General features: G+C 70.2%; 16 protein-coding genes. 2 read left to right on the top strand and 14 right to left on the bottom strand.

Annotated features, from left to right (window positions below; translation table 11 throughout):
• Nucleotides 1-18: 18 nt before the first annotated feature.
• From AC1PLR_RS07110 to AC1PLR_RS07045, 14 genes are all read right to left on the bottom strand, one after another.
• Entirely contained in the window at nt 19-2,847 is a 2,829-nt protein-coding gene (locus tag AC1PLR_RS07110; protein WP_481103094.1) for a TonB-dependent receptor, read from the bottom strand.
• Between the two features lie 332 nt (nt 2,848-3,179).
• Nucleotides 3,180-5,546 carry a Tat pathway signal protein gene (locus AC1PLR_RS07105; RefSeq protein ID WP_481103093.1) on the bottom strand — a complete coding sequence of 789 codons (2,367 nt, stop codon included), beginning with the start codon at nt 5,544-5,546 and terminating at the stop codon, nt 3,180-3,182.
• Nucleotides 5,547-5,696: 150 nt separating this feature from the next.
• Entirely contained in the window at nt 5,697-6,005 is a 309-nt protein-coding gene (locus AC1PLR_RS07100) for a flagellar basal body protein (RefSeq protein WP_160947066.1), read from the bottom strand.
• 592 nt (nt 6,006-6,597) lie between these two features.
• Nucleotides 6,598-8,910, bottom strand: coding sequence for a S9 family peptidase (locus AC1PLR_RS07095; protein WP_481103092.1), 2,313 nt, complete (start codon nt 8,908-8,910; stop codon nt 6,598-6,600).
• Between the two features lie 147 nt (nt 8,911-9,057).
• Nucleotides 9,058-10,629, bottom strand: coding sequence for an APC family permease (locus AC1PLR_RS07090; RefSeq protein ID WP_481103091.1), 1,572 nt, complete (start codon nt 10,627-10,629; stop codon nt 9,058-9,060).
• Nucleotides 10,630-10,862: 233 nt separating this feature from the next.
• Nucleotides 10,863-12,692: a DUF885 domain-containing protein gene (locus tag AC1PLR_RS07085; RefSeq protein ID WP_481103090.1), complete on the bottom strand. Its 1,830-nt coding sequence runs from the start codon at nt 12,690-12,692 to the stop codon at nt 10,863-10,865.
• Nucleotides 12,689-14,530, bottom strand: coding sequence for a DUF885 domain-containing protein (locus tag AC1PLR_RS07080; RefSeq protein ID WP_481103089.1), 1,842 nt, complete (start codon nt 14,528-14,530; stop codon nt 12,689-12,691). The genes AC1PLR_RS07085 and AC1PLR_RS07080 overlap by 4 nt, the downstream gene beginning before the upstream one ends.
• Nucleotides 14,531-14,612: 82 nt before the next feature.
• Nucleotides 14,613-15,821 (bottom strand): M24 family metallopeptidase, encoded by a 1,209-nt coding sequence (locus AC1PLR_RS07075; RefSeq protein ID WP_481103088.1) that lies wholly within the window; start codon nt 15,819-15,821, stop codon nt 14,613-14,615.
• Nucleotides 15,818-17,410 carry an aldehyde dehydrogenase family protein gene (locus AC1PLR_RS07070; protein ID WP_481103087.1) on the bottom strand — a complete coding sequence of 531 codons (1,593 nt, stop codon included), beginning with the start codon at nt 17,408-17,410 and terminating at the stop codon, nt 15,818-15,820. The genes AC1PLR_RS07075 and AC1PLR_RS07070 overlap by 4 nt, the downstream gene beginning before the upstream one ends.
• 1 nt (nt 17,411) lies before the next feature.
• Entirely contained in the window at nt 17,412-18,317 is a 906-nt protein-coding gene (locus tag AC1PLR_RS07065) for a dihydrodipicolinate synthase family protein (protein ID WP_010343407.1), read from the bottom strand.
• Nucleotides 18,314-19,684: an FAD-dependent oxidoreductase gene (locus AC1PLR_RS07060; RefSeq protein WP_481103086.1), complete on the bottom strand. Its 1,371-nt coding sequence runs from the start codon at nt 19,682-19,684 to the stop codon at nt 18,314-18,316. The genes AC1PLR_RS07065 and AC1PLR_RS07060 overlap by 4 nt, the downstream gene beginning before the upstream one ends.
• Entirely contained in the window at nt 19,677-19,925 is a 249-nt protein-coding gene (locus AC1PLR_RS07055) for a (2Fe-2S)-binding protein (protein ID WP_010343411.1), read from the bottom strand. The genes AC1PLR_RS07060 and AC1PLR_RS07055 overlap by 8 nt, the downstream gene beginning before the upstream one ends.
• Nucleotides 19,922-21,022, bottom strand: coding sequence for an NAD(P)/FAD-dependent oxidoreductase (locus tag AC1PLR_RS07050; protein WP_295861505.1), 1,101 nt, complete (start codon nt 21,020-21,022; stop codon nt 19,922-19,924). Before AC1PLR_RS07050 ends, AC1PLR_RS07055 begins: the two co-directional genes overlap by 4 nt.
• The gene (locus AC1PLR_RS07045; RefSeq protein WP_019802475.1) at nt 21,019-21,960 is read right to left on the bottom strand and encodes a 4-hydroxyproline epimerase; all 942 of its coding nucleotides are present in this window, start codon (nt 21,958-21,960) and stop codon (nt 21,019-21,021) included. Before AC1PLR_RS07045 ends, AC1PLR_RS07050 begins: the two co-directional genes overlap by 4 nt.
• Before the next feature lie 172 nt (nt 21,961-22,132).
• Here AC1PLR_RS07045 and AC1PLR_RS07040 point away from each other — a divergent pair, with 172 nt between their 5' ends.
• On the top strand, nt 22,133-22,840 hold the full coding sequence (locus AC1PLR_RS07040; protein WP_017911046.1) for an AraC family transcriptional regulator: 708 nt from the start codon (nt 22,133-22,135) through the stop codon (nt 22,838-22,840).
• Between the two features lie 367 nt (nt 22,841-23,207).
• A complete protein-coding gene (gene ftsY / locus AC1PLR_RS07035; protein ID WP_481103085.1) occupies nt 23,208-24,575 on the top strand; it encodes a signal recognition particle-docking protein FtsY in 1,368 nt (455 codons plus the stop codon).
• Nucleotides 24,576-24,645: the final 70 nt, after the last annotated feature.

Below are 24,645 nucleotides of genomic sequence, written 5' to 3'. Positions count from 1 at the left end.
CGGGGACAGGCATGCGACTCAAAACTCGGTCCTGATCCGTGCCCAGAAGTAACGCCCCAGCGTGTCGTAGGTGAACGCATCGGTGTTGGCCGCGCTGGCATAGCCGTAGTAGCGCGGCGGCGTGCGATTGCCGAGGTTGTTCACGCCCAGCGCCAGGGTGGTATGCAGGCGCTCGAACTTCCGGCTCACGCTGGCGTCGTGATAGGTCACCGTGCCGACCGGGAAGTACACGCAACTGCCGTCGGCGGCGGTGTTGACGCAGAAGTCCTCGTAGGCGCTGCCGACGGTGGTGCGCCCGATCAGGCGCGTGTTCCAGCTCGCGTGCCAGGGGCCGTTGTCCCAGTCGAGCGTGAAGTTGGCGCGCCAGCGCGGCATGTTGCCGTAGCTGGATTGTTCGCCCACGTAGTTGTGCGGATCGCCGCTGAACTTGTAGCTGGACAGGTAGGTGGCATCGACGCCGGTACGGAAGCGGCCCCAGGCCGTCTCCGGCAAGGCGTACTTGATGCCGACGTCGTCGCCGCGGATGTCGACCTTTCCGCTGTTGATCGCGAACGGCACGGTGACGCTGACCAGTTGCCCGGTGGGGCCGCGCTTGATCAGCGGGCAATAGGCGCTCTGGCCGTCGTAGCAGTTCTGCAGCACCTGATCCAGGCCGGTGCCGTTGATCATGTCGTCCAGGGTGACGCGCCAGCTGTCCAGGTTCAGCGACAGGCCCTCGGCCCAGCCCGGGTCGTACACCGCGCCGATGTTGTAGGAGCGGCCCTGCTCGGGCTTGATCGCAAAGCCCGCGTTGGCCGAGCCGGTGGTGAGCACGGTGAAGGACGAGCTGTTGACGAAGCTGCCGTTGGTCGGCACGTTGGCGCAGGCCGCGGGATTGCCGCCGCCGGTGTAGCCGTTGCACGGATCGGTGTAGGTCCCGGCGTCGTCGACCACGCCGTTGAACGGCGAGCCGTACAGATCGCCCAGCGCCGGCGCGCGGAACACCTGCGAGCCTGTGGCGCGGATGAGCAGGTTGTCGATCGGCCGCCACTCCAGCGCCACCTTGCTGTTGGTGGTGCTGCCCCAGTAGTCGTAGCGCGAGTAGCGCGTGCCCAGATTGAGGTTCAGCGCCTGCGCGCCGGTCACGCCCTTGAGCAGCGGCACCAGCACTTCGGCGTAGGCTTCCTTGATGGTCTCGTCGTGGCCCTGGTTCATGATGCAACCATCGTTGTAGTCGCAATTGCCTTCCGCATCGGCCGCCGCCACCGGGTTGCTGGTGCCCTGCGAGAAGCCGTTCTTGCGGAACGACAGGCCGAACGCGGCCTGCACCGCGCCGGCCGGCATCGCGAACAGGTCGCCGTTGACGCTGGCCTCGGCGAATTTCATCGTGCTCTCGTCGATCAGGTCGACCGCGCTCTGGGTGGCCTTGATGGCGGCGATGGTGGCCGGATCGTCCGGGTTGAACACGTTGATCGGGGTACAGCCGGCGATGACGTTGCCGGGCGTGCCGCACTTGATGGTGCCGTCGGTGTCGCGGAACGAGGCGCCGACCGCGTTGTTCAGCGCCGAGGTGATGGAGAAGCCGTTGCGCACCAAGGTGTCCTTGTAGTGCGCGTAACCGGCCGCCGCATCCCACTGCCAGCTGCTGTCGCCGAACTTGCCGCGCAACCCGGCGACGATGTTGGTCTGGTACATCGTCGAGGTGTAGACGCGGGTGTTGGCCGGCACCGAGCGCAGCAGGTAGCGGGTGAGCTGGCTGCCGAAGGGGTTGTAGTAGTTCTGCGCGGCGTTGGGCAGTTCCAGGCCGTAGGCGGTGAGCTGCGAGGTGGTCTCGCTGCGGGTCCAGAACATGTCCAGGTAGCCCTGCACGTTCGGGGTGAAGTCGAAACTGGCGTGCGCCGAGGCGTTGGTGCGCTGCACCGGGGTGATCAGGTACTGCCCGGTGTAGGCGTTGTAGCCTTCCACCGCCTGGCTGTAGGTGTGGAAGTCGCTGGCGGCGACCTGGCCCGGCGGCAGGTCGGCATTGGGGGTCAGCACGCTGCCGTTGCTGAGGAAGGCGCGGGTGCCGTTGCCGCGGCGTTCGACCACCTGGCCATTGAGGTAGTTCTGCGCGGTGCGCGCGTAGTCGCGATCGCTGTCGTACAGCGCGTTCATCGAGCTGCGGCTCACGCCCAGGATCAGCCCGCCGCGCTCCCAGGTCTTGCCCCACTCCAGCCCGAGCGAGCGGCGGTTGCCGTCGCCGTGCGTGCTCAGGCCATAGTCGGCGGTGGCGGCGAAGCCGTCGTACTTGTCCTTGAGGATGATGTTGACCACGCCGGCGATGGCGTCGGAGCCGTACACCGACGAGGCGCCGTCGGTGAGCACCTCAATGCGCTCGACCATCGCCGCCGGAATCGCGTTGACGTCCACGCCGGGCGCGGCCGAGACACTGCTGGCCGGCCCGGCCATGCGGTGGCCGTTGACCAGCACCAGGGTGCGCTCGGGGCCGAGGTTGCGCAGCGACACCAGCGCGCGGCCATGGCTGAAGCCGGAATTGAGCGAGACGTTGGGCATGTTGCCGGCCATCGCCGGCAGTTGCTGCAGCAACTGGCCGAGGGTGTCCTGGCCGCTGTCCTCGATGCGCTGGCGGTCGATGGTGATGACCGGGCTGGCGGTCTCCGCATCGACGCGGCGCAGGTGGCTGCCGGTGACGCTGATCCGTTCCAGGGTGGTCGCCTGGGTGTCCTGGGTCTGCGCCTCCTGCGCCTGCGCTGCCGGCGCGAGCAGGGCCAGGGCGGTGCAGATGGCCACGGCCAGCGGACCGGGCTGCGGCGCGGCGCGCCAGGAACACGGGAGCAGCGGCGCAACGCGTTCGAGCAAAGACGGCATCGGAAATCTCCTGAGCGGCAGCCTGGCGTTCGTCGGAGCGCCGCCCTTCCCCAGGCGGGCGCCCCGTCGCCAGCGCGTGTGGCGGATACGAAAACGGACGTTCCACGCATGCGCCGCCGGACGGGACGATCCCGACGCCGCCTGCACGGCGACGCGCACGACCCATGCGCTGCGTCCCCGGTGACGTGCAATGAATCTCCCCCTGGACATTCACTGCACGGTCACAATGTGCGCGTAGGACGCGCGCGGCGTCTTGTCGTATTTATCGGGAAAACGTGCGGAATACCGCACTGCCCCGCAGGCCGGCGGGACGTTTCCGACTTTTTCGCCACTCAGCCGTAGACGGCGGAAATCGCCACCGTCGCCGCGCTGCCGGCCGGCACCAGCACGCGCTCGTTGCGCGGCCCGGACAGCGCCGCCGGCTGCCCGTCCAGTTGCACCTGCTGCAGCCGGGTGCCGGCCGGCACGCGCAGGGTCAGCCAGGTGCGTGCCGGCCGCTGCGCCGGCAGCGTCACGCTGCCGTCGATGCGCTTGCGCGCCGGATCCGCGTGCAGCGCCAGCGACACCCTGCCCCAGCGCGTCGGCGCCGCGTCGATCGCGATCGTCTCGCCGCTGCCCAGCCAGTCGCGCGGCACCGCCCGCGCCAGGAACAGCTCCTCGCCGGCGCTGTCCTCGAACACCAGCATCCAGCGCAGCAGCAGCGGGATGGTCAACTGCGCGGGGATGCAGAACAGCGGCATGCCGCCGGTGATGCCGCTGACCTCGCCCGCGGTCCAGCTGCCGCGGGTATGCACGTGGAAGCGGTGCGCGTACAGGAACAGCAGGTATTCCTCGATCCGGTCCAGGCGCAGCAACTGCTGCGCGTAGCCGTAGGAGATGAAGCCGAGCAGGTCGCGCGCCTCCGGGGTCGGCGCGGTGATGTTGCCGACCACACCGAGGCTGGTGCCGCCGTGGCCGCGCACGCAGTCGATGACCAAGTGCGCCAGGTCGTCGGGCAGCACGTCGGCCTGCAGCAGTTCGGCATAGGCGCGGTGCGGCCAGCCCTGCTCGCTGGGATGCTCCTGCTGCAGCGACTGGCGGAACGTCAGTTTCGCCCCCGGCAGCGGGCCGATATACGGCGGCTGTAGATCGCGGCGGATGTTGCCACGCAGCGTGCGCAGCAGTTGCGCAGAGAGTTGCTGCGCACGGCGCTGCCATTGCGCCGCGGCGGCCTGCCCGCCCGGCCCGGCGATGCCGCTCCACACCGCCGCCAGGTCCTGCCAGCCGCGCACCGTCAGCGCGCTGTTGGCGTAGTACGGCTTCCACCACACCTGCGGATCGGGGAACAGGCAGGCATCGGATTCGTTCCAGCCGTGGAGCAGGCCATGCCCCGGTGCCGATGCGGGCAGGCGCAGGCTGGCGTCGTGCAGTTCGACCAGCACCTGCGCGGTGGCGGCGATCTTGTCGCGGTGCTTGCGCAGCAGCGCGGCATCGCCGGTGTAGCGCAGGTAGCGCGCCAGCAGCGACAGGGTCAGCCCAAATTGCCCGGTCTCCGGGCCGCGCATGTTGACCATGCCATCGGCCTGCACGAAATCGCTGAAATACCCGTCCAGCACCGCCGCCGCCTGGGCGAAGCGGCCCCACTCCAGGTTGGCGTACAGCGAACTGGTGAAGGTGTCCTGGAAACCATCGTATTCGTTGCCGTAGTAGTCGCGGTCCACCGCGCCGTACTTGGGATAGGTTCCGCCCGGGCGCACCACCAGTTCGCGGGCGAAGGCGAAGCGCGCCATGTCGCGCCAGCTCGCATCCGGAGTCTGCGCCTGCACGGTGTCGGCGAGCTGCGCCTGCCAGTAGCCGGCGAAGGCGAGCAGGCCGCGGTAGAAATCCTCGGCGCTGCGCGGGCCGCGCCGCGGCGGGTAGTCGGGATAGCTGTAGCCGTACACCACCTTGCTGACCTTGCCGTGCTCGACCAGCGCACTGCGGTGCCAGGTCTGCACCACGAAGCGATCCTCGGCCAGCACGTCGGCGAACAGCAGGATGTCGTAGTAGCGGCCCTCGCCGGCCGGCACCACCTTGCGCACCGCCGGCATCCAGCCGCCGAGCAGGCCTTCGCTGCGGCGCCGCACCAGTTCGTCCTTGCCCAGCTCCGGAAACGCCTGGATCGCGCGGTAGGAGCGGGTGCGCCCGTCCGGGTACACCGGCATGGTGTCGGCGCATTCGCGGGTACCGACGAAGGTGGTCCACGGCAGGCGCCCGTTGTAGTCCTTGGGATCCAGTTGCGAGGCCGGCGGCGGCGCCACGTCGCGCACCTCGTCGGCGCGCGGGTCGCCATCGCGCAGCAGGCGGTCGGCGAGCAGGTCGGCATCGGCCATCGCCACCTCGGCCAGGGCCATGCCGAAATACGGCGCCTGCGCCGCCGGGAACACCGCTTCGGTGCGCTTGCCCAGCACCAGCGCCCCACCCGGACCGCACAGGGTCAGATCGCCGTCGGGCTGGCGCAGGTCTTCGTACACCTCCCAGGTCGCGCCGGCCTCGACGAAACGGCATTGCAGGGTATGCCCGGCCAGCGCGTCGGCCGCCAGCGGCCGCAGTTGCGGCGGTGCGGGCGCACGCGCAGCGCTGGCCGCTGTGGGTGCCGCGGCGGCACGCCCGGCCAGCGCTTCCACGCCGGCAACCGCGCCGACGGCCAGGCCCTGACGCAGGAAATCTCTCCGATCCATCTACCGTCCCCGATGCAATGCGATCGTCGCATCGTGCGCTGCGCGCGCCGCAGCGTCTTGTGCGCTGTGCCGAGGATGGATGCGGAAAACCGCACAGCCGCGTGGTTGCGGCAGTGCTGCGTTGCGGAAGCGCAGCGCGTCGGTGACGGCTTAGGCGAGCACGTCGAGCAGGCTGCCGATGCTGTCGTCGGCCGCACGCAGCACCCGCGCATTGGCCTGGAAGGCGGTGCGCTCGGTCAGCGTGCCGACCATGTCGTCGACCAGATCGCTGCCTTGCCCGTCGGCCTGCTGCACCTGGCCGACCACGCCGCCACCGGCAGTGGCTTGATTGACAGGTACCGAACGCTGGAAGCCCTCGGTGGCGAGATTGGCGATGTTGTTGGCGCGCACCTGCAAGCCGGACGTCGCGGCGCGCATGCCGGACAGCGCGATCGAGGAGCTGGGAGCGATGGCGGTCATGGCGGGTCGGGACGCAGGGAGACTTGCCGGGTTATCGGCGGAGTTGGCGGGGGCTTGAGGGTGGGATTGGGGAGTCGGGATTGGGGATTGGCAAGAGCGGGCGCGTCGGCGCGATGATCTGAAGCCCCTCTCCCCTCGGGAGAGGGGTTGGGGTGAGGGTACGGAAGCCCCGCGATGCCCAGAACCTGGTGCATCCCCCGTACCCTCATCCGCCCCTGCGGGGCACCTTCTCCCGAGGGAGAAGGAAAAACCAAAGCCCCTCTCCCCTCGGGAGAGGGGTTGGGGTGAGGGTTCGGAGCACCGCGATGCCCCAGAACCTAGTGCATCTCCCGCACCCTCATCCGCCCCTGCGGGGCACCTTCTCCCGAGGGGAGAAGGGAAAAGCCGAACCCCCTCTCCCCTCGGGAGAGGGGTTGGGGTGAGGGTACGGTAGCCGCGCGACGCCCCAGAACCTGGTGCATCCCCCGTACCCTCATCCGCCCCTGCGGGGCACCTTCTCCCGAGGGGAGAAGGGAAAAGCCGAGTACCGCGGGAACAGGAACCACCGCGTCTTTACGAATCCCCAATCCCCAATCTCAAATCCCGGCCCCACCTACAACCGATTCCACGCCGGCGTCGGCTCTCCCAACAGATGCCGCACGAAGAAGTCGTACTGGCGACGCTGCACGTAGTCGATGGGGCCGGTGGAGCGGCCGACGGTGTGTTCGCCGCCGGGCACGACAAGCAGGTCGAAGTCCTTGTTGGCCTTGATCAGCGCGTCCACCACCTGCCCGGTCGAGGCCGGGTCGACGTTGCTGTCCTGCTCGCCGACGATCAGCAGCAGGTCGCCGCGCAGCTTGGCCGCATTGTCCACGCCGGAGGCACGTGCATAGCTGGCGTCCACCGGCCAGCCCATCCACTGCTCGTTCCAGCTGATCTTGTCCATGCGGTTGTCGTAGCACCCCGCATAGGCCACGCCCACCTTGTAGAAATCCGGATGCCGCTCCAACGCGCCCAGCGTGCTCTGTCCGCCGGCCGACGCGCCGTAGATGCCGACGCGGCCGATGTCGTAGGACGGATCCTGCGCAGCCAGTGCCTTGTGCCAGGCGATGCGGTCGGGGAAACCGGAATCGCCGAGGTTCTTCCAGGCCACGTCGTGGAAGGCCTTGGAACGGTTGGCGGTGCCCATGCCATCGATCATCACCACGATGAAGCCCAGGTCGGCCTGCGCCTGCATGCCGATCTGCTTGTCGCCGCCGGAGTGGTAGCCGAACGGCCAGAAGGTCTTGGGCACGAACGCATCGTGCGGGCCGGCGTAGATGTTCTCGATCACCGGGTACTTCTTGTGCGGGTCATAGTCGCGCGGGCGCACCACCATGCCCCAGATGTCGGTCTTGCCGTCGCGGCCCTTGGCGACGAAGGTCTGCGGCGCGCGCCAGCCGGCGGCCTGCAGCTTGCGGATGTCGCCGCGTTCCACCACCTGCAGCAGCCGCCCGTCGATGGCATGCAGTTCCATCACCGGCGCCATGTCCGGACGCGAGTACACATCCACGTAATGGCGCCCGTCGTCGGCGATGGCCACGTCGTGGTCGGCATCGGCCTGGGTCAGCCGGGTCAGGTGGCCGCCGTCGAAATCCACCGAGAACAATTGCCGGTAGTACGGATCCTTGCCCGCATCCATGCCGCTGGCGGTGAACCAGATGCGCCGCTGCGCATCGTCCACGCGCAGCACGTCGCGCACGATCCACTCGCCCTTGGTCAACTGCGCCTTGATCCGGCCGCTGACGCCATCGAACAGGTACAGGTGGCGCCAGCCGTCGCGCTCGGAGATCCACAGGATCTCCTGGCCCAGGCCATCGACATCGTGGTGGTAGCTGCGGTCGGCATACACGAAGGTCTTGGTGTCCTCGCCCACCGCCACATGCGCCTGGCCCGTGGCCGCGTCCACCGCGATCGCGCGCATGCGCTGGAAGCCGCGCTGCACGTAGTCGAACACGAAGCTGGCGCTGTCGCGTCGCCACTGGATCGGCGAGAGCTGGTACGGGTTGGCGAACAATGCATCGTCGATGTCCACACGCCTCGGCGCACCGCCGCGCGCCAGCGCGCCGAGGTCGAACAGTACCGGTCGCTCGATGTCTACCGCATCGCCGGGCTTGGGATACAGCTGCGTGCGCACGATCGGCTGGCCGCCGCCGGGCGGCGCCGCCTCCACCCGGGTGACGCGGCGGGGAAAGCCGGGCTTCACCTGGTACAACGCCAGCCGCTGCGAATCCGGCGACCACGCGATCGTTTCCGGATCGTAGAAATCGTCGCTGCGGCCATCGTCGGCCAGGCGCAGCGTGCGCCCGTCGGCCATCGCGCGCAGCATCACCGCGTTGCCATCGACATAGGCGTCCCAGCGTCCGTCCGGCGAGCGCCGCGGGGTGGCGTCGGCCGGCACGCTGAGATCGCGCACCACACCGAAGCCGCGCGGCCGCGGCTGCGGGCCGCTGTCGGCGCGCGCACAGACGTAGGTGGTGAGGGTGCAGCGCCACGGCAGTTCGTCGAGCTCGAAGGCGATCGCCGCCTGCGGCTGGCCGGCCTCGGCGACGTAGGCGAAGCGCGTGAACGGCAGGCGCAGCGCCGGATAGGCGGTGCCGGTCGCCGCGCCCAGCGCGCGCGCCAGCCGCTGCTGGTCGAACGCCGGCTGCTTGCGCTGGCTGGCCACGTCCTCGACCACGAAGGCAAAGCCGCCCGGCACGGTCTTGCGATAGTAGAACGCGCCGTCGTCGCGCCACTGCGCCGGCCAGGTCACGTTCTCGGTCAGGCCGATCCAGGCCTCGCGCAGGCCCAGCGAGCGCTGGTAGTCGGCGACGCTGGGCGCAGCGTGGGCGGCGCCGGCGCAGCAGGCCAGTGCCATGACGATCGATACGACGAACTTGTTCATGCGGTTTCCAAAAATTTCATGACGCGCTTGGTTTCCGTAGGAGCGGCTTAAGCCGCGACGGGCGTTCCCGATAACGTCTGCCGCAACCAATCACAACAAAGGGGACAAGCGCCGCTCCTACGCACACGCACCCACACACGCGACAGGCTACTCCCCGTCATCCTCTTCCAGCGCCAGTTCCTCCGGGTGCAGGCCGCTGCGCGCGCCCCAGTGGTAGCAACCCAGCGCGATCGCGGCCACGCACAGCGTGTCCCAGGGATGCGCGATCCAGCCGCTGCCGCCGAAGGTGCCCAGACGCGACACCACCAGCACCAGCGCGAAGAACACGATCAGCCACAGCACGCCGCGCACCTGCCGCCACAGCCGTGCGCGGCCGGCGGCGTTGGGCAGGCGGTACAGCACGTAGAGCGCGAACATGGCGATCTGCAGGCCGAGCAGCCAAGACAGCGTGTTCCAGGTCGACCAATACACGATCAGGCCTGCGACGATGAACGACAGCGGCCCGAGCAGCGCCATGCCGCGCAGCCGGAACGGCCGCGGCAGTTCCGGCGCGCTGCGCCGCAACGCGGCCACGGTCACCGGCGCCACCGCATAGCTCAGCACCAGCGCCGCCGACACCACGTTGATCAGCGCCTCCCACGAGGGGAACGGCAGGGTCCAGAACACCGACAGGCCCAGACTCAGCCACAGCGCCGGACGCGGGATGCCGGAGGCGGCGTCCACCTTGGTCAGCACCGGCATAAAGCCGCCGCTTCGCGCCCAGCCGTAGACCACCCGCGGCGTGGCGTTCATGTAGATGTTGCCGGTGCCGCTGGGCGAGATCATCGCATCGCAAATCACCAGCGCGGCCAGCCAGCCCATGCCCAGCGCCAGGGCGATGTCGTGGTACGGCAGCGAGAACGCCTTGTCGATGCCGCCCCAGCCGTTGGCCAGATGCTGCGCGGGCACGCCGCCGAGGAAGGCGAGCTGCAGCAGCACGTAGATCACCGTGGACAGTGCCACTGACAGGATCAGCGCGATCGGGATGTTGCGCTGCGGATCGCGCACCTCGCTGGCCACCGACACGATCGGCGTGAGCCCGAGGTAGGCGAAGATGATGCCGCCAGCGGAGATCGCCGCCTCCACTCCGGCCGCACCGAACGGCGCGAAGCCCTGCACGTGCAGATTGCGCGCATCGAAATGCGCCATCAGCAGCACGATCACCAGCACCGGCACCAGGAACTTGAACACGCTGACGATGTTGTTGGCGGTGGCGAAGGTCTTGACGCTGTAGTAGTTGAGCAGGAAGAACGCGACCAGCAGCGCCAGCTGCAGCAGCCAGCCGGCGACGCTGGGATGGGTGCTGCCGGCCTGGTTGAGCCAGGGGAACCACGCCGCGGCGTATTGCCGTGCCGCTTCCACTTCGATCGCGATCAGGCTGGAGAAGGCGATCAAAGTGATGAAGCCCATCAGCCAGCCGAGTAGCACGCCGTGCGAGTACTCCGGGTAGCGCACCACGCCGCCGGCACGCGGCAAGGCGGCGCCCAATTCGCAGTACACCAGCCCCAGCAGCAGCACCGCCACGCCACCGGCGATCCACGAGACGATACCGGCCGGCCCGGCGATCGCCGAGACGTGGCTGGCCGAGAACAGCCAACCGGAACCGAAGATCGAGCCCAAGCCGATGAAGGTCAGGTCGGTGAGGCTCAAACGCTTGTGGAACTTGCCTTGTGCGGCCATGGCGTCTCCCGCTGGATTGGTGTCACTGGCGATTCGATGATCTGCGGCGTTCCCTACCCTCACCCCAACCCCTCTCCCGGTGGGAGAGGGGCTTTTACTTCCTTCTCCCACCGGGAGAAGGTGCCCCGAAGGGGCGGATGAGGGTACGGGCGAAGCCTCGTGCAGTTGAAACACCGCACGCGCTTCGCGTCCGAACCCTCACCCCAACCCCTCTCCCAAGGGGAGAGGGGCTATTACTTCGCCCCCTCCTTCGACCAAGGCGATTTCCCACCCTCGGCAATGAACCGGTCGATGCGCTGCTCCAGCACCGGCAGCGGCACCGAACCGGTTTCCAGCACCGCGTCATGGAACGCGCGGATGTCGAACTTCTCGCCCAGCGCCTGCTCCGCCTTGCGCCGCAGTTCCAGGATCTTCAGCTCGCCCAGGTAATACGACAGCGCCTGTCCGGGCCAGGCGATGTAGCGGTCGACCTCGGTGGTCACCTCATGCTCGCTGAGCGCGGTGTTGTCGCGCAGGAACGCCTGCGCCTGTTCCCGCGTCCAGCCGTCGTGATGGATGCCGGTATCGATCACCAGCCGGCACGCGCGCCACATCTGGTAGGTCAGGTAGCCGAAGCGGTCGTACGGGGTGTCGTACATCCCCATCTCCTGCCCCAGGTACTCCGAGTACACCGCCCAGCCCTCGCCATAGGCGGAAATGAAGGTGTAGCGGCGGAAATCCGGCAGGTTGTCCTGCTCTGCCGCCAACGGCATCTGCAGCGCATGGCCAGGCGAGGACTCGTGCAGGGTCAGCGCCGCGAGGTTGTACAGCGGCCGCGACGGCAGGTCGTAGGTGTTGACCAGGTAGATGCCGGGGCCACCGCGGCCGCCGGTGTAGAACGGCGCCAGGTCCGCCGGCACCGGCTCGATCGCGAAGCGCTGCCGCGGCAGCCGGCCGATGTAGTCGCCGATCTTGCCGTCCACGCGCTTGGCGATCCACGCCGCGTCCTTGAGCAGTTCCTCCGGGGTCTTGGCGTAGAACTTGGGATCGGTGCGCAGGTAATGCAGGAACGCCGGGAAGGTCTGCTGCCCGGGCGGGGTCTTGAAGCCGCTGTCGACGATCGCCTGGTCCATCTCCTTGCGCAGCCGCGCCACTTCCTTCAGCCCCACCGCGTGGATCTGCTCGGGGCTGAGATCGAGCGTGGTGTATTCGCGGATCTGCGCGCGGTAGTACGCCGCGCCGTCGGGCATCGATTCGGCGGCCAGCGCCGGGCGTGCCTTGGGCAGGTAGTCCTCGCGCATGAAACGCAGCAGCTTGGCGTAGGCCGGGACCACCTGTTGGGCGATCGCCGTGCGCGCCTGCGCGCGCAACTGCGCCTGCAACGGCGCCGGGATCGTCGCCGGCATCTGCTTGAACGGGGTGTAGAACAGATTGCGCTCGCCCGCCGCCTGCGCGACCTCGGCGATCGACTGGTCGCGGCCCTGCAGGATCACGCTGGGCTGGGCGAAACCGCGCGCCAGGCCGGCGCGCATGTTGGCGATCTGCTCGTCGAAGTAGCGCGGGATGTCGGCAAGCTGCCCGAGGTAGCGCTGGTAGTCCTCGCGGTTGCGCAGGGTGGCGCGCGCAGTGAATCCCAGGTCGCTCCAGAACGCGGAGTCGCTGTTGAACGGCATTTCCCAGACGCGGAAACGCTGCTGGTCGAGCAGCACCTGCAACTGCTGACGATAGACCTGATAGTTCACCTGGTCCTGCGCCGCCAGCTGTGTCGGGTCGATCGCGTCCAGGTCGCGCAGCACCTGCTGCCAGTACGCGGTGCGCTGCGCCTGGGTCGCCGGATCGACCTTGGGCAGATGATCGGCCGCCTGCCCTTGCGCGTCTTCGTCGTCGGCGCCGGCGAATTGCTCCTGGCGCCATGTCCACTCGCGCTGGTACAGCGCCTTGAAGCGCGCGCCGGCATCGCCGGCAGGCGCGGCGGCCGCTGGCGCCGCGGTCTTTGCCGGCGCGGCATGGGCGGCGCCCTGCCAGGCCAGGGTACAGGCGATGGCCAGGGCCAGCGCGGTGCGCAGTCGGGAATGAGCGATCATCGCGAAGTCTCCGGAGTGGCGGGAGCGCCGGCCTGGACCTGGGCGATCCAGGCGTCGATGCGCGCGTCCAGCAGGTCCAGCGGCATCGCGCCGCCGCCGAGGATGGCATCGTGAAAGGCGCGGATGTCGAAACGATCGCCCAGCGCGCGCCTGGCCTTCTCGCGCAGCGCCAGGATGTCCAGTTCGCCGAGCTTGTAGCCCAGCGCCTGGCCCGGCCAGACGATGTAGCGATCGGTCTCGGCCTGGATGCTGGGTTCGTCGTCGGACGGATGCGCGTGGAAGAAGTCGATCATCTGTTGCCGCGTCCAGCGCTTGTAGTGGACGCCGGTGTCCAGCACCAGCCGGTTGGCGCGCAGCAGTTCGCCGGCCAGGCGGCCATAGTCGCTGTACGGATCGCGGTAGAAGCCCACCTCCTTGCCCAGCCGCTCGGCGTACAGCGCCCAGCCTTCCACATAGGCGTTGTAGCTGGATTGCTGGCGGAACGGCGGCAGCGGCAGGGTCTGCGCCAGCGAGATCTGCAGATGATGGCCGGGCACGCCCTCGTGGTAGGCGGTGGCCTCGATGTTGACCAGGGTACGGTGCGCGTAATCGCTGGTGTTGACCATCACCAGCCCCGGCTTGCTGCCCTGCGCATCGCTCTGCCAGTACTCGGCACCAGGCGCGGTGGCGCGGAACGCGGGCATCGCGCGCACCTCCAGCGGCGTCTTCGGCAAGGTGCCGAACAGCTTGGGCAACTGCGGCTGCATCTGCGCGATGTCGTCGCGGTAGCGCTGCAGGATCTGCTCGGACGAACTGGCGAAGAACTTGCGGTCATGGGCCACCGCCTGACGCAACGCCGGCAGGTCGGCGTAGCCGAGCTGCTTGGCGATGACGCCCATCTCGCCCTCGATGCGCGCGACTTCGGCCAGGCCGGTCTGGTGGATCTGCTCGGGCGACTGGTCGGTGGTGGTCTGGGTGTGGATCGCGTAGCGGTAGCGGCGCGCGCCATCGGGCAGCGACCACAGGCCTTCGTGGACGCGGCCCTGCGGCGCGTACTCGTCGGCGACGAAGTCGGCGAGCTTGCGATAGGCCGGGCGCACCTGCTGGTCGATCGCCGCGATCATCGCCGCGCGCAGCCGCGGCCGCTCGGCCTCCGGCACCGCCGCGGGGAACTGCTGCAGCGGCAGCGCGAACGGACTGTCGGCACCGGCCGGCGCGGCGATCTCGCGTACCTGCGCGGGAATACGCTCGAGCAGGTACTTCGGCTGCACCAACCCATCCCTGGCGCCTGCGCGCGACAGCGCCACCACCTGGTCGAGCAGCGCCGGGATCGCCTGCAGGCGCTTGATGTAGTCCTCGTAGTCCTTGACGCTGGCGAACGGAAACGCCTGCGCATAGCCCGGCAGCGCCACCTGGATGCCGCCGACCGGCTCCAGCGGCATCTCGTCGTTCTTCAGCGCGATCGCCTCCAGCCGGTCGCGCAGCTGCCGCTGCATCATCTGCAGGCTCAACCGCTCCTGCGCCGACAGCGCCTTGGCATCGACCGCATCGAAGCGCGCCAGGAAGCCGACGGTGGCCTGGCGTTCGGCTTCCAACGCGGCCGGCGAATAGTCGGTCCAACGGTCGTTGTAGCGGCTGTCGCCGATGATGCTGGCGAACTCGGGATGGTGTTCGAGCTGGTACTGCCATTGCGCATCGAGCAGCACGGCGAAGGCCTGCGATGGCGAGGTGCTTGCCTTGCCCGGCGCCGTTGCCGCCGGCGCGGAAGGCGCCGACGGTGCCGGCGATGCCGACGGCTGACAGGCGCTCAGCAGGGCCAGCGCCAGGATGCTGGCGACGGGCAGATGCACGTGTTTCATCGTGGAACTCCGCAGGGCGACATGCGCCCGTGACACACCGCGGCGGCCGCCGCGCCAACGTTGCAGGCGGCCGCCCTGCGCATCAGGCGAACGGCCGGTCGATCGCCGGCGACGGCGGGGTGAACCACTGCGCGCCGTCTTCGGTGACGTAGAAATGATCCTCCAGGCGCACGCCGAACTCGCCCGGCACCACGATCATCGGCTCGTTGCTGCAGCACATGCCCGGGGCCAGCGCCAGCGCATTGCCGCGCACCAGGTACGGCGCCTCGTGGATGCTCATGCCGCAGCCGTGGCCGGTGCGATGCGGCAGCCCCGGCAACTGGTAGTCCGGGCCGAGCCCGGCGCGCTGCAGCACCTTGCGCGCGGCCTCGTCCACCACGGCGCAGGCCACGCCCGGCCGCACCGCGGCGAAGGCCGCCGCCTGCGCGTCGTGCTCCAGTTGCCAGATGCGTCGCTGCTTCTCGCTGGGTTCGCCGAAGATGTAGGTGCGGGTGATGTCGGAGTGGTAGCCCTGCACCGTGCAACCGGTATCGATCAGCACCAGCTCGCCCGGGCGCAGCGCCTGCACGCCGGGAATGCCGTGCGGATACGCGGTGGCATGGCCGAACTGCACGATGCAGAAGGTCGAGCCGTTGTCGGCGCCGAGCGCGCGGTGCGCCTGGTCGATGAAGCGGGTCAGTTCCGCGGTGGTGATGCCTTCGCGGACCAGCCCGGCAGCCAGACGCTGCACGTGCAGGGTCATGTCGCAGGCCTGCTGCATCAGCGCCAGTTCCGCCGGCGACTTGCGCATGCGGCAGCCGTCGACGATCGCCGCCGCATCGCGGATCGCGATCCGGCCCAGCACCGCCGTCAGCCCGGTGTGCACCGCGAAGGCCACGCCCGGATCCAGCGCCAGGCTCTGCGCGTCCAGTTCCAGCAAGGCCTCGGCGACCAGCGCGTGCGGATCCTCGTGTTCCTGCCACAGGCGCTTGCGCACCGGCACCGACAGCACCGCGTCCAGCGAGCCTTCCTCGAACGCCGGGCAGATCAGCAGCGGATCGCCTTCGGCGGTCAGCAGCATCGCCACCAGGCGCTCGCTGGCGCCCCACGGCACCCCGGTGAAGTAGCGCAACGAAGCGCCGGCACCGATCAGCAACGCGTCGGCGCCGTGCGCGCGCATCAGCGCACGCGCGTTGGCCAGGCGCTGCCGGTACTCCTGCTGCTGGATCGCCGGCGCGCGGTGCGGCCACGGCGCCAGTTGTGCGTGCGCCTGCTCCAGGGTCAACCCGCCGATCTGGGTCTGCTCGCTCATGCGCGCGGCTCCACGTCGGCGGTGCTCCAGCTGCCGTCGATCAAGCGCTGCACGCCGCCGGGATTGCGATCGCGCAGCAACGGCGGCAGCAACGCGTCGGGCACGCCGTCGTAGCTGTGCAGCGCGGCGAAGCGGCGGATCGCCGCGGGCATGCCGACCGCCGTGAAGCCCGGATGGCCGGTGCTCGGATACGGGCCGCCATGGTTCATCGCCGGGCTCACCGCCACGCCGGTCGGCATCTTGTTGCAGATCAGGCGGCCGACCCGCGGACGCAGCGCCGCGGCCAGCGCGGCGAAGGCCATGTCGTCGCTGCCATCGGCGGCGCGATAGAGCGTGCCGGTGAGATTGCCCTCGAAGCTGCGCGCCAGGGCGGTCAACTGCCCCAACCCGCCGCCGCGCACGATCAGGCTGACCGGGCCGAATGCCTCGGTCTGCAGTGCCTCCGGCTGCTGCAGGAAGGCCTCGGCCGACACTTGCAGCAGCGTCGGCGCATGCCGATAGCCGGGACCCTTGTCGGCCTCGCCACCGGCCAGCACCGCAGCGCCGGCATCGCGCAGCATGCCCACGCTGCGCTGCAGATGCTCCAGCACGCCGCGCGAGAACAGCAGCGCCGGCGCAGCCGCGGCGAAATGCGCGGTGGCTGCGACGACGAAGGCATCGCCGGCCTCGCCCTCGGGCACCACCACGATGCCCGGGTTGGTGCAGAACTGGCCGCTGCCCATGGTGCAGGAGGCGAAGAACTCCTGCGCCAGCGCGGTGCCGCGTTCGGCCAGCGCGCCCGGCAGCAGGAACACCGGATTGACGCTGGACAACTCGACATAGGCCGGCACGCCAGCGCGGTCGGCGGCGGCCTTCAGCGCCAGCCCGCCGGCACGGCTGCCGGTGAAGCCGATCGCGCCCAGCCGCGGATCGCCGGCCAGCTCCAGGCCCAGCGTGCTGTCGAAGTGGTAGAGCAACTGCACCGTCGCTGCCGGCAGGTCATGCGCCAGCAGCGCCTGGTGCGCGAGCTGGGCCAGGCGCTGGCTGGTGGCCGGATGCGAGGGATGCGCCTTGGCGATGACCGGATTGCGCGCGGCGATGGCCGAGGCGAAATCGCTGCCGGCCACCGCGTTGAACGCGAACGGGAAATTGTTCGGCCCGAACACCAGCACCGGCTTGTGCAACGGCCCCAGCTGCGCGCGCAGGCCCGCCGCGGTGTCGATCACCGGCTGCGCCCAGCTATGGCTGCGCACTGCCTGCGCGGCCTGGCGCAACTGCCCGCTGGCGCGCGGCAGTTCAACCTTGGCCAGGCGCGGCTCCACCGGCAGGCCGGTTTCGGCATGCGCCAGCGCCACCAGCCGCTCGACGTCGGCGTCGATCGCGTCCGCATACGCATCCAGGAACCCGGCGATGCGTTCCGGCGCGGCCGCGGCCAGCGCATCGGCGCTCAGCGCCGCAGCGCTCAGCGCCGCTTCCAGGTCGGCGGCGCCGCTGACCGGGAACGACGGGCCGAACTCGCTCCCGTCGCGCGGATCCTCGGCGCGGAAACTGCCGCGCTCTTCCAGCGAGGCCTGCCAATGGCCGGCCAGCAACAGCGGTTGCGTGCTCATCTCAGTGCCCGGGATGGGTGGCGATGGCGTGGTCGATGACCTTCAGCGCGGCCTCGCGCTCGGCGCCTTCCAGCACCAGCCGCGGCGCGCGCACGCGCTCGCTGCCCAGGCCGACCTTCTGCTGCACCAGCTTGATCAGCTGCACGAACTTGGGCACGGTGTCCAGGCGCAGCAGCGGCAGGAACCAGTCGTACAGCGCCTTGGCTGCCGGGTAGCCGCCGTCGCGGGCCAGCTCGAACAGCTTCACCGACTCCTTCGGATACGCGTTGACCAGGCCGGCGATCCAGCCCTTGGCGCCCATGCTCAGGCCTTCGACGATCGCATCGTCCATGCCTACCAGCAGCACCAGACGGTCGCCGAGCAGCTCGCCCAGCGCGGCGAAGCGGCGCACGTCGCCGGAGGATTCCTTCACCGCCTGCAGGTTCGGGAACTCGGCCGCCAGTTCGGCGATCTGCGCCGGGCTGAAGTCGGTCTTGTAGGCGATCGGGTTGTTGTACAGGATCGCCGGCAGATCGGTGGCGGCGATCACCGCGCGCATGTGCGCGCCCATTTCGCGCCAGTCGGTGGAATACACGTACGGCGGCAGCACCATGATGCCGCCGCAGCCGACCTGCTTGGCCGCCTGCGCCAGGCGCACCGCTTCGTCGGTGGACAGCGCGGCGATGCCCGGCACCACCGGGATGCGGCCGTCGACCGCCTGCACCAGGGTCTTCAGGATCGCCAGCTTGTCGTCGAAGCTCAGCGTGGCCGCTTCGCCCAGCGAGCCCAGCGGCACGATCGCGGTGCAGCCGGCGTCGACCATGAGCTGCGCATGCTTGGCCAGGAACGCGTGGTCGATGCTGCCGTCGGCGTTGAACGGGGTGGTGATGGCCGGCAGCACGCCGTACCAGAAGGAAGCCTTGCTCATGGAAGTACACCTTGTGGAGAGTTGCGAAGGGAGGCCGCGCGCGAAGGCGCGGCGGAAGCGGCGTCCGGACCGGGATCCGGACAGGGATGGGCCAGCGCGTCCAGACGCGCCGGGAACAGCGGCGGCCGGCGGCCGTCGTCGGAGAAATCGGCGGCGCGCGCAGCCAGCCCCAGCTCGGTCAGCGCACTGCCGCAGATGCGGCCCTGGCAGGCGCCCATGCCGCAGCGCGAGCCCAGCTTGGCGTCGCGCAGGTCGGCATGGCCCTGCAGCGCGGACAGCGGCACGTCCTCGCAGCGGCACACCAGCGTGTCCGGCGCGGCCAGCGCATGGATGCGTGGGTCCAGCGCGAACTGCCGCTGCAGCAGCGCGGCGAACGCGCGTGCACGCCGCCGCTGCGGCTGCAGCGCCTGCGCATCGGCGTCCTGGCCGGCGGCCAGGTGACCGGCGATGGCGCCTTCCACCCGCGCGCAATCGCGCCCGCCGATGCCCAGCGCCTCGCCCGCGGCGTACACGCCATCGACGCTGGTACGCAGTTGCGCATCCACCGCCACGCACGGATGCGCACCGCTGCGGCCCAGCCGGCAGCCGAGCAGTTGCGCCAGTTCCACGTTCGGCACCAGGCCGTAGCCCACCGCCAGTTGATCGCAGGCGAGACGGCGGCGGCCGCGCGGGCCATCGATCTCCACCTCCTGCACGCGGCCCTCGCCGTACGCGGCGATCACCACGCTGCCGGCGTGGTAGCCCACCCCGGCCAGTTGCGTGCGCAGCGCCAGCGCCTGCAGCGCCTTGTCCGGCCAGCGCAGCGGCAACTGCGCGGCGAACGCGGCCAGCGCGCGCCACGGCGCCTGTTCGACGATGCCCAGCACCTGCGCGCCGTGGCGATGCAACGTCGCCGCCGAGGCCAGCAGCAGCGGCCCGCTGCCGGCGACCAGCACGCGCCGCCCGGTCAGCGGCCAGCCCTGCTTGGCCAGCGCCTGCGCGCCACCGGCGCCGGTCACCCCGGGCAGGGTCCAGCCCGGGAACGGCAACAGCAATTCGCGCGCGCCGGTGGCCAGCACCAGCGCGTCGTAGCACAGCCAGCGCGGGCCGTCGGGGCCATCGGTGAGCAACTGCCGGTCCTGCGCCAGCAGCACCTGGGTCTGCGGCAGGAAGGTCACCGCGCTGGCCGCCAGTTGCGCCAGCGTGCGCGCGGCCAGACGCGGCGGCGCCTGGGCCACGTCGTGGCGCCAGATCTGCCCGCCGGCACGCGCCTGCAGATCGACCAGGCCGACCCGGCGGCCATGCCCGGCCGCCGCCAGCGCCGCCGCCAGCCCGGCCGGGCCGGCGCCGATCACCAGCACGTCGTAATGGGTGCGCGGCTCAGCCATCGGTCCACACCTGCATGCCGTCGCGCGCCGGGGTGATGCAGGCGCGCAACTGGCCGACGCGGTCGATGCGCACTCGGCACTCGGCGCACACGCCCATGCCGCACAGCGGCGCACGCGGCTGGCCGCTGCGCGAGCGGCGGAAATGCGTGGCGACCTGCGCCACCGCCGCGGCCACACTGCTGCCGTCGAGCACCTCGACATCGCGGCCGTCGACCTGCAGGCGCAACATGCGCGCGCTCATGCCAGCGCCCGCGCCGGCGCGTACGGCGCCGGGTCGATGGCCGCAGGCCGCTGCAGCAACTGGTCCAGCAGCAGGCGTGCACTGCCCAGCGCGGTGGTCACGCCCAGGCCTTCGTGGCCAGCCGCGACCCACACGTCGCGCCGCTCCGGCACCGCGCCCAGGTACGGGCGCCCGTCCGGGGTGGCCGGACGCAGGCCGGTCCACACCCGGATCGCCTGCAGTTGCCGCAGGCCCGGCAGGAACGCGAAGGCGCGCTCCAGCATCCGCTGCAGCATCGGCATCGACACCGTGCGGTCGGTCGCATCGAACTCGCGCGAGGAGCCGATCAGGATCTGCCCGGTCGGCCGCGGCTGCACGTTGAACGCCACGCTGCTGCCGTCGCTGCCGTGCGCGCTGTCGGCATAGCCCAGTTCCAGCAATTGATGGGCGACGAAACCGGGATAGCGGTCGGTGATCACCAGTTGCCCCTTGCGCGCGCGCATCGGCAGTTCCGGCAACAGCTCCGGCACCGCGCAGCCGGTGGCGACCAGCACCGGGCCATGCAGCGCGCTGCCGTCGTCCAGGCGCACGCCGGCATCGGCCAGCGCAGTGGCGCGACGCCCGGCGTACAGCTGCGCACCGGCGGCGCAGGCGCGCTCGACCAGGTAGCGCGCCATCCGCGGCGGATACACCACCGCTTCGGCGGCCACGCGCATGCCGCCGGCCAGGCCCGGCACCAGCGCCGGCTCCAGTTGATACAAGCGCTGCGCATCGAGCGCTTCGGCGTGCACGCCGGCCGCGGCCAGGCGCTGGATCTTGGCCGGAATCGCCTCCAGTTCGCGCGCCTCGCGCGCCACCCACAGCGTGCCGCAGCGGCTGAACTCGGCCTCCGGCAGCGGCGCGAATTCTTCCCACAACCGCAGCGAGTACGCCGACAGCGCCAGTTCCGCCGGATCGTCGTCCATCGCCACCAGATGCCCCATCGCCGCGGCGGTGGAACCGCCGCCGATGCTGCCCGACTCGACGATCGCCACGCGCAGGCCGGCGGCCGCCGCCGCATCGGCGCAGGCCGCGCCGACGATGCCGGCGCCGACGACGATCAGGTCGAAACCGCTCATGCGGCGCCGATGCCCCAGGCGAACGGATCCTGCGGATCGATCAGCAACTGCGCGCGCGCAGTGATATAGGCCTGCCCGGTGATGCGCGGCAGTACCCCGCGCGCACCGGCCGTGTAGCTGCCCTCGAACGCGCTGCCGAGGATGCCCTGCTGCCGCCACACCTGGCCCGGCGCCAGCTTGCCGTCGGCGGCCAGGCACGCCAGCTTGGCGCTGGTGCCGGTCCCGCAGGGCGAGCGGTCGTAGGCCAGGCCCGGGCACAGCACGAAGTTGCGCGCATCGGCGCTGGCGTCCGGCGCCGGCCCGTTGATCTCGATGTGATCGATCTCGCCGCCGTCGGCGCCGCGGATGCCCGCCGCCTCCAGCGCCAGCCGCACCGCCTCGGTGTAGGCGGTCAGCGCGCGCTGGTGGCGCAGCTCCAGCGCGCACGGCGTCTGTTCGGTGATGAAGAACCAGTTGCCGCCCCAGGCGACGTCGCCGCGCACGCGCCCGTACTCGGGCACCTGCACTTCGACGCCGGTGGCATGGCGGTAGCTTTCGACGTTGTCGACCGAGACGCGGCCGTCGGCATGCAGCTCCACGCCGACCGTGCCCACCGGCGTCTCGATGCGGTGCGTGCCCGCGCTCAGCCGGCCCAGCTCGGCCAACGTGCGCACCAGGCCGATGGTGCCGTGGCCGCACATGCCCAGGTAGCCGACGTTGTTGAAGAAGATCACCGCCGCGCAGGCATCGGCGGCCACCGGCGGCAGCAGCAGCGCACCGACCATGGTGTCCGAGCCGCGCGGCTCGCAGGCGATGGCGCTGCGCCAGGCGTCGAAGCGCGTGCGGAACAGCTCCCGGCGCTCGGCCAGGGAACCGGTTCCCAGATCGGGGAAGCCGGAGACGACGACACGGGTCGGTTCGCCGGCGCTGTGCGAGTCGATGACATCGAGTGTATGCATGGAGCCATGCTCACATTCGGCACCGCCGCCGGCTAGCAGCGTTTGCCTGTCGCCAATGCGGAAGTTCGCACAACCCGGCGACGCCCGCCGGTGCCGACTTACGCTAGCATCGGCATTCGGGGGACGCGCGGCGGCGCGCCCGCACCGCCGCCCACTTCCGCAGGTGAACGCCATGGACACTCTGATTTCGGCACTGGAACTGCAGACGCTGTTCGACGCCTTGCCGGACGTGGTGTTCTTCGTGAAGGACCGCGACGGCCGCTACACCCACGTCAACCTGACCCTGGTGCGGCGGCTGGGCAAGAAATACCGCGCCGACCTGATCGGCAAGTCGGCCGCGGACGTGTTCCCGCTGCCGCTGGGCGGCAGCTACCTGATGCAGGACCGGCGCGTGCTGTGTGGCGAGGTGATCGAGAACCAGCTGGAAGTGCACCTGTTCCCGAACCGCACCCCCGGCTGGTGCCTGACCTTCAAGCGCCCGCTGTGCGAGGGCGAAGAGGTGATCGGCGTGGTCGGCATCTCCCGCGACCTGGGCCAGCCGGACAGCCGCCATTCCGCCTACGAGCGCATCAGCCGCGCCATGGAACACATGCAGGCGCACTACGGCGACAACCTGCGCGTGCAGACCCTGGCCGACCTGGCCGAGCTGTCGGTGGCGCAACTGGAGCGGCACTTCCGCCGCGTGTTCCAGCTGACCCCGCAGCAGTTGCTGACCAAGATGCGCATCGAAGCGGCGATGCGCCTTCTGCACGGCGACGACAGCATCGCCAGCATCGGCCAACTGTGCGGCTTCGCCGACCAGAGCGCCTTCGCCCGCCAGTTCAAGGCCACCGTCGGCATGACCCCGCGCGATTACCGGTCTATGAAGGGCAAGCTGTGAAAGGCCGGGATTGGGGATTCGGGATTGGGGATTGGTTGCTGAATGCGGGCGCTGGGATGGCTGCGCTGCGGAGGCGATAGCCGATGCATGAGCGGCTTCCGCGGTTTAGCCCCTCTCCCCCCGGGAGAGGGGTTGGGGTGAGGGTCCGGCGCAGCCATTGCATCGAAACGCCATGACACATCCGCGCTTGCCCTGAGAGGGCGCTTCACCGGAGCGCCCGATCGCGACTGAAGAAACGCGGCGACCTGCGCACACGCGTTCACGCCCCACGAATCCCCTCCCGCCAACCACCCCAGCGCGCTACCTCTGCACCGGCCGCTCAGGTCGCAAGTGGTAGCATTCTTCGTTTCCGGTCCACGCGTCATCCATGGTCAGCCTATTCCGCCGCAACAAGCCCCAGGACAACGCCGGCGAGAGCCGCACCCAGCGCTACAGCATCGAGGAACTGGCCGCCGCCTTCCCCAAGCCGGCAAGCGCCGAGCCCGCTGCGCCTGCGCCGTCCGCGCCGCCTGCCGCTGAGGCAGCGCCCGCCGCTCCCGTACCCGCCGCCCCCCCGGAGCCGACGCCCGCGCCGGTCGCCGAACATCCCGTGCAGGCGCCGGCCCCGGTCGCGGTGCCGCAGCCGCAACCGACGCCGCTGCCGCCCGCAGCGCCCACGCCGCCGCCGCAGGCCTATGTGCCGGCGCCGGCCGCCGCGCCGGCACCGAGCGTGCCGACGCCAACGCCCTCTCCGGCGGCTCCAGCACCGGCCACCGCGTCCGTGCCCGCGGCCGACGCCGACCTGGTCCGCAGCGACGCGCTGCCCGCCGCGCCGGCCGGCAAGCCCGGTTGGCGCGAGCGGCTGCGCAACAGCAGCTTCGCGCGCAGCGTCGGCAGCCTTTTCTCGCGCAATCCCAAGCTCGACGACGACCTGCTCGACGAGATCGAGACCGCACTGATCACCGCCGACGTCGGCATTCCCGCCACCACCGCGCTGATCGAGAGCCTGCGCAAGCGTATAAAGGCGCGCGAGTTCGCCGATGCCAGGGCGCTGCAGCAGGCGCTGCGCGCCGACCTGCTGGCGATCCTGCAGCCGGTGGCCAGGCCGCTGCAGATCGACCGCAACGCCAAGCCCTTCGTGGTGCTGACCGTCGGCGTCAACGGCGTCGGCAAGACCACCACCATCGGCAAGCTGGCCAAGCGCTTCAAGGACGAGGGCCACAGCCTGATGCTGGCCGCCGGCGACACCTTCCGTGCCGCGGCGGTGGCGCAGCTGCAGGCCTGGGGCGAGCGCAACGGCGTCACCGTGATCGCGCAGGGCCAGAACGCCGACGCCGCATCGGTGGCCTTCGATGCGCTGCAGGCCGGCAAGGCGCGCGGCACCGAGGTGCTGATCGCCGACACCGCCGGCCGCCTGCACACCCAGACCGGGCTGATGAACGAGTTGGGCAAGATCCGCCGCGTGCTCGGCAAGCTCGACCCCAGCGCCCCGCACGAGGTGCTGATGGTCATCGACGGCACCACCGGCCAGAACGCGCTGTCGCAACTGCGCCAGTTCCACGCCGCGGTCGGCGTCACCGGCCTGGTGGTGACCAAGCTCGACGGCACCGCCAAGGGCGGCGTGGTGTTCGCCCTGGCCCGCGAGTTCGGCATCCCGATCCGCTTCGCCGGCATCGGCGAGCGCCCCGAAGACCTGCGCGTGTTCGACGCCGAGGCCTTCGTCGACGCGTTGCTGCCAGAGGCGCTGGGCGGCTGAGATTGAAGCCCCTCTCCCTACGGGAGAGGGGTTGGGGTGAGGGTGCGGCGCGAAGCGTCTCGCGGAATCA

Source organism: Xanthomonas sp. NCPPB 3570, assembly GCF_056725115.1.
The sequence above is the reverse complement of the archived record's forward strand: the minus strand, read 5'-3'. Positions and strand labels throughout refer to the sequence as shown.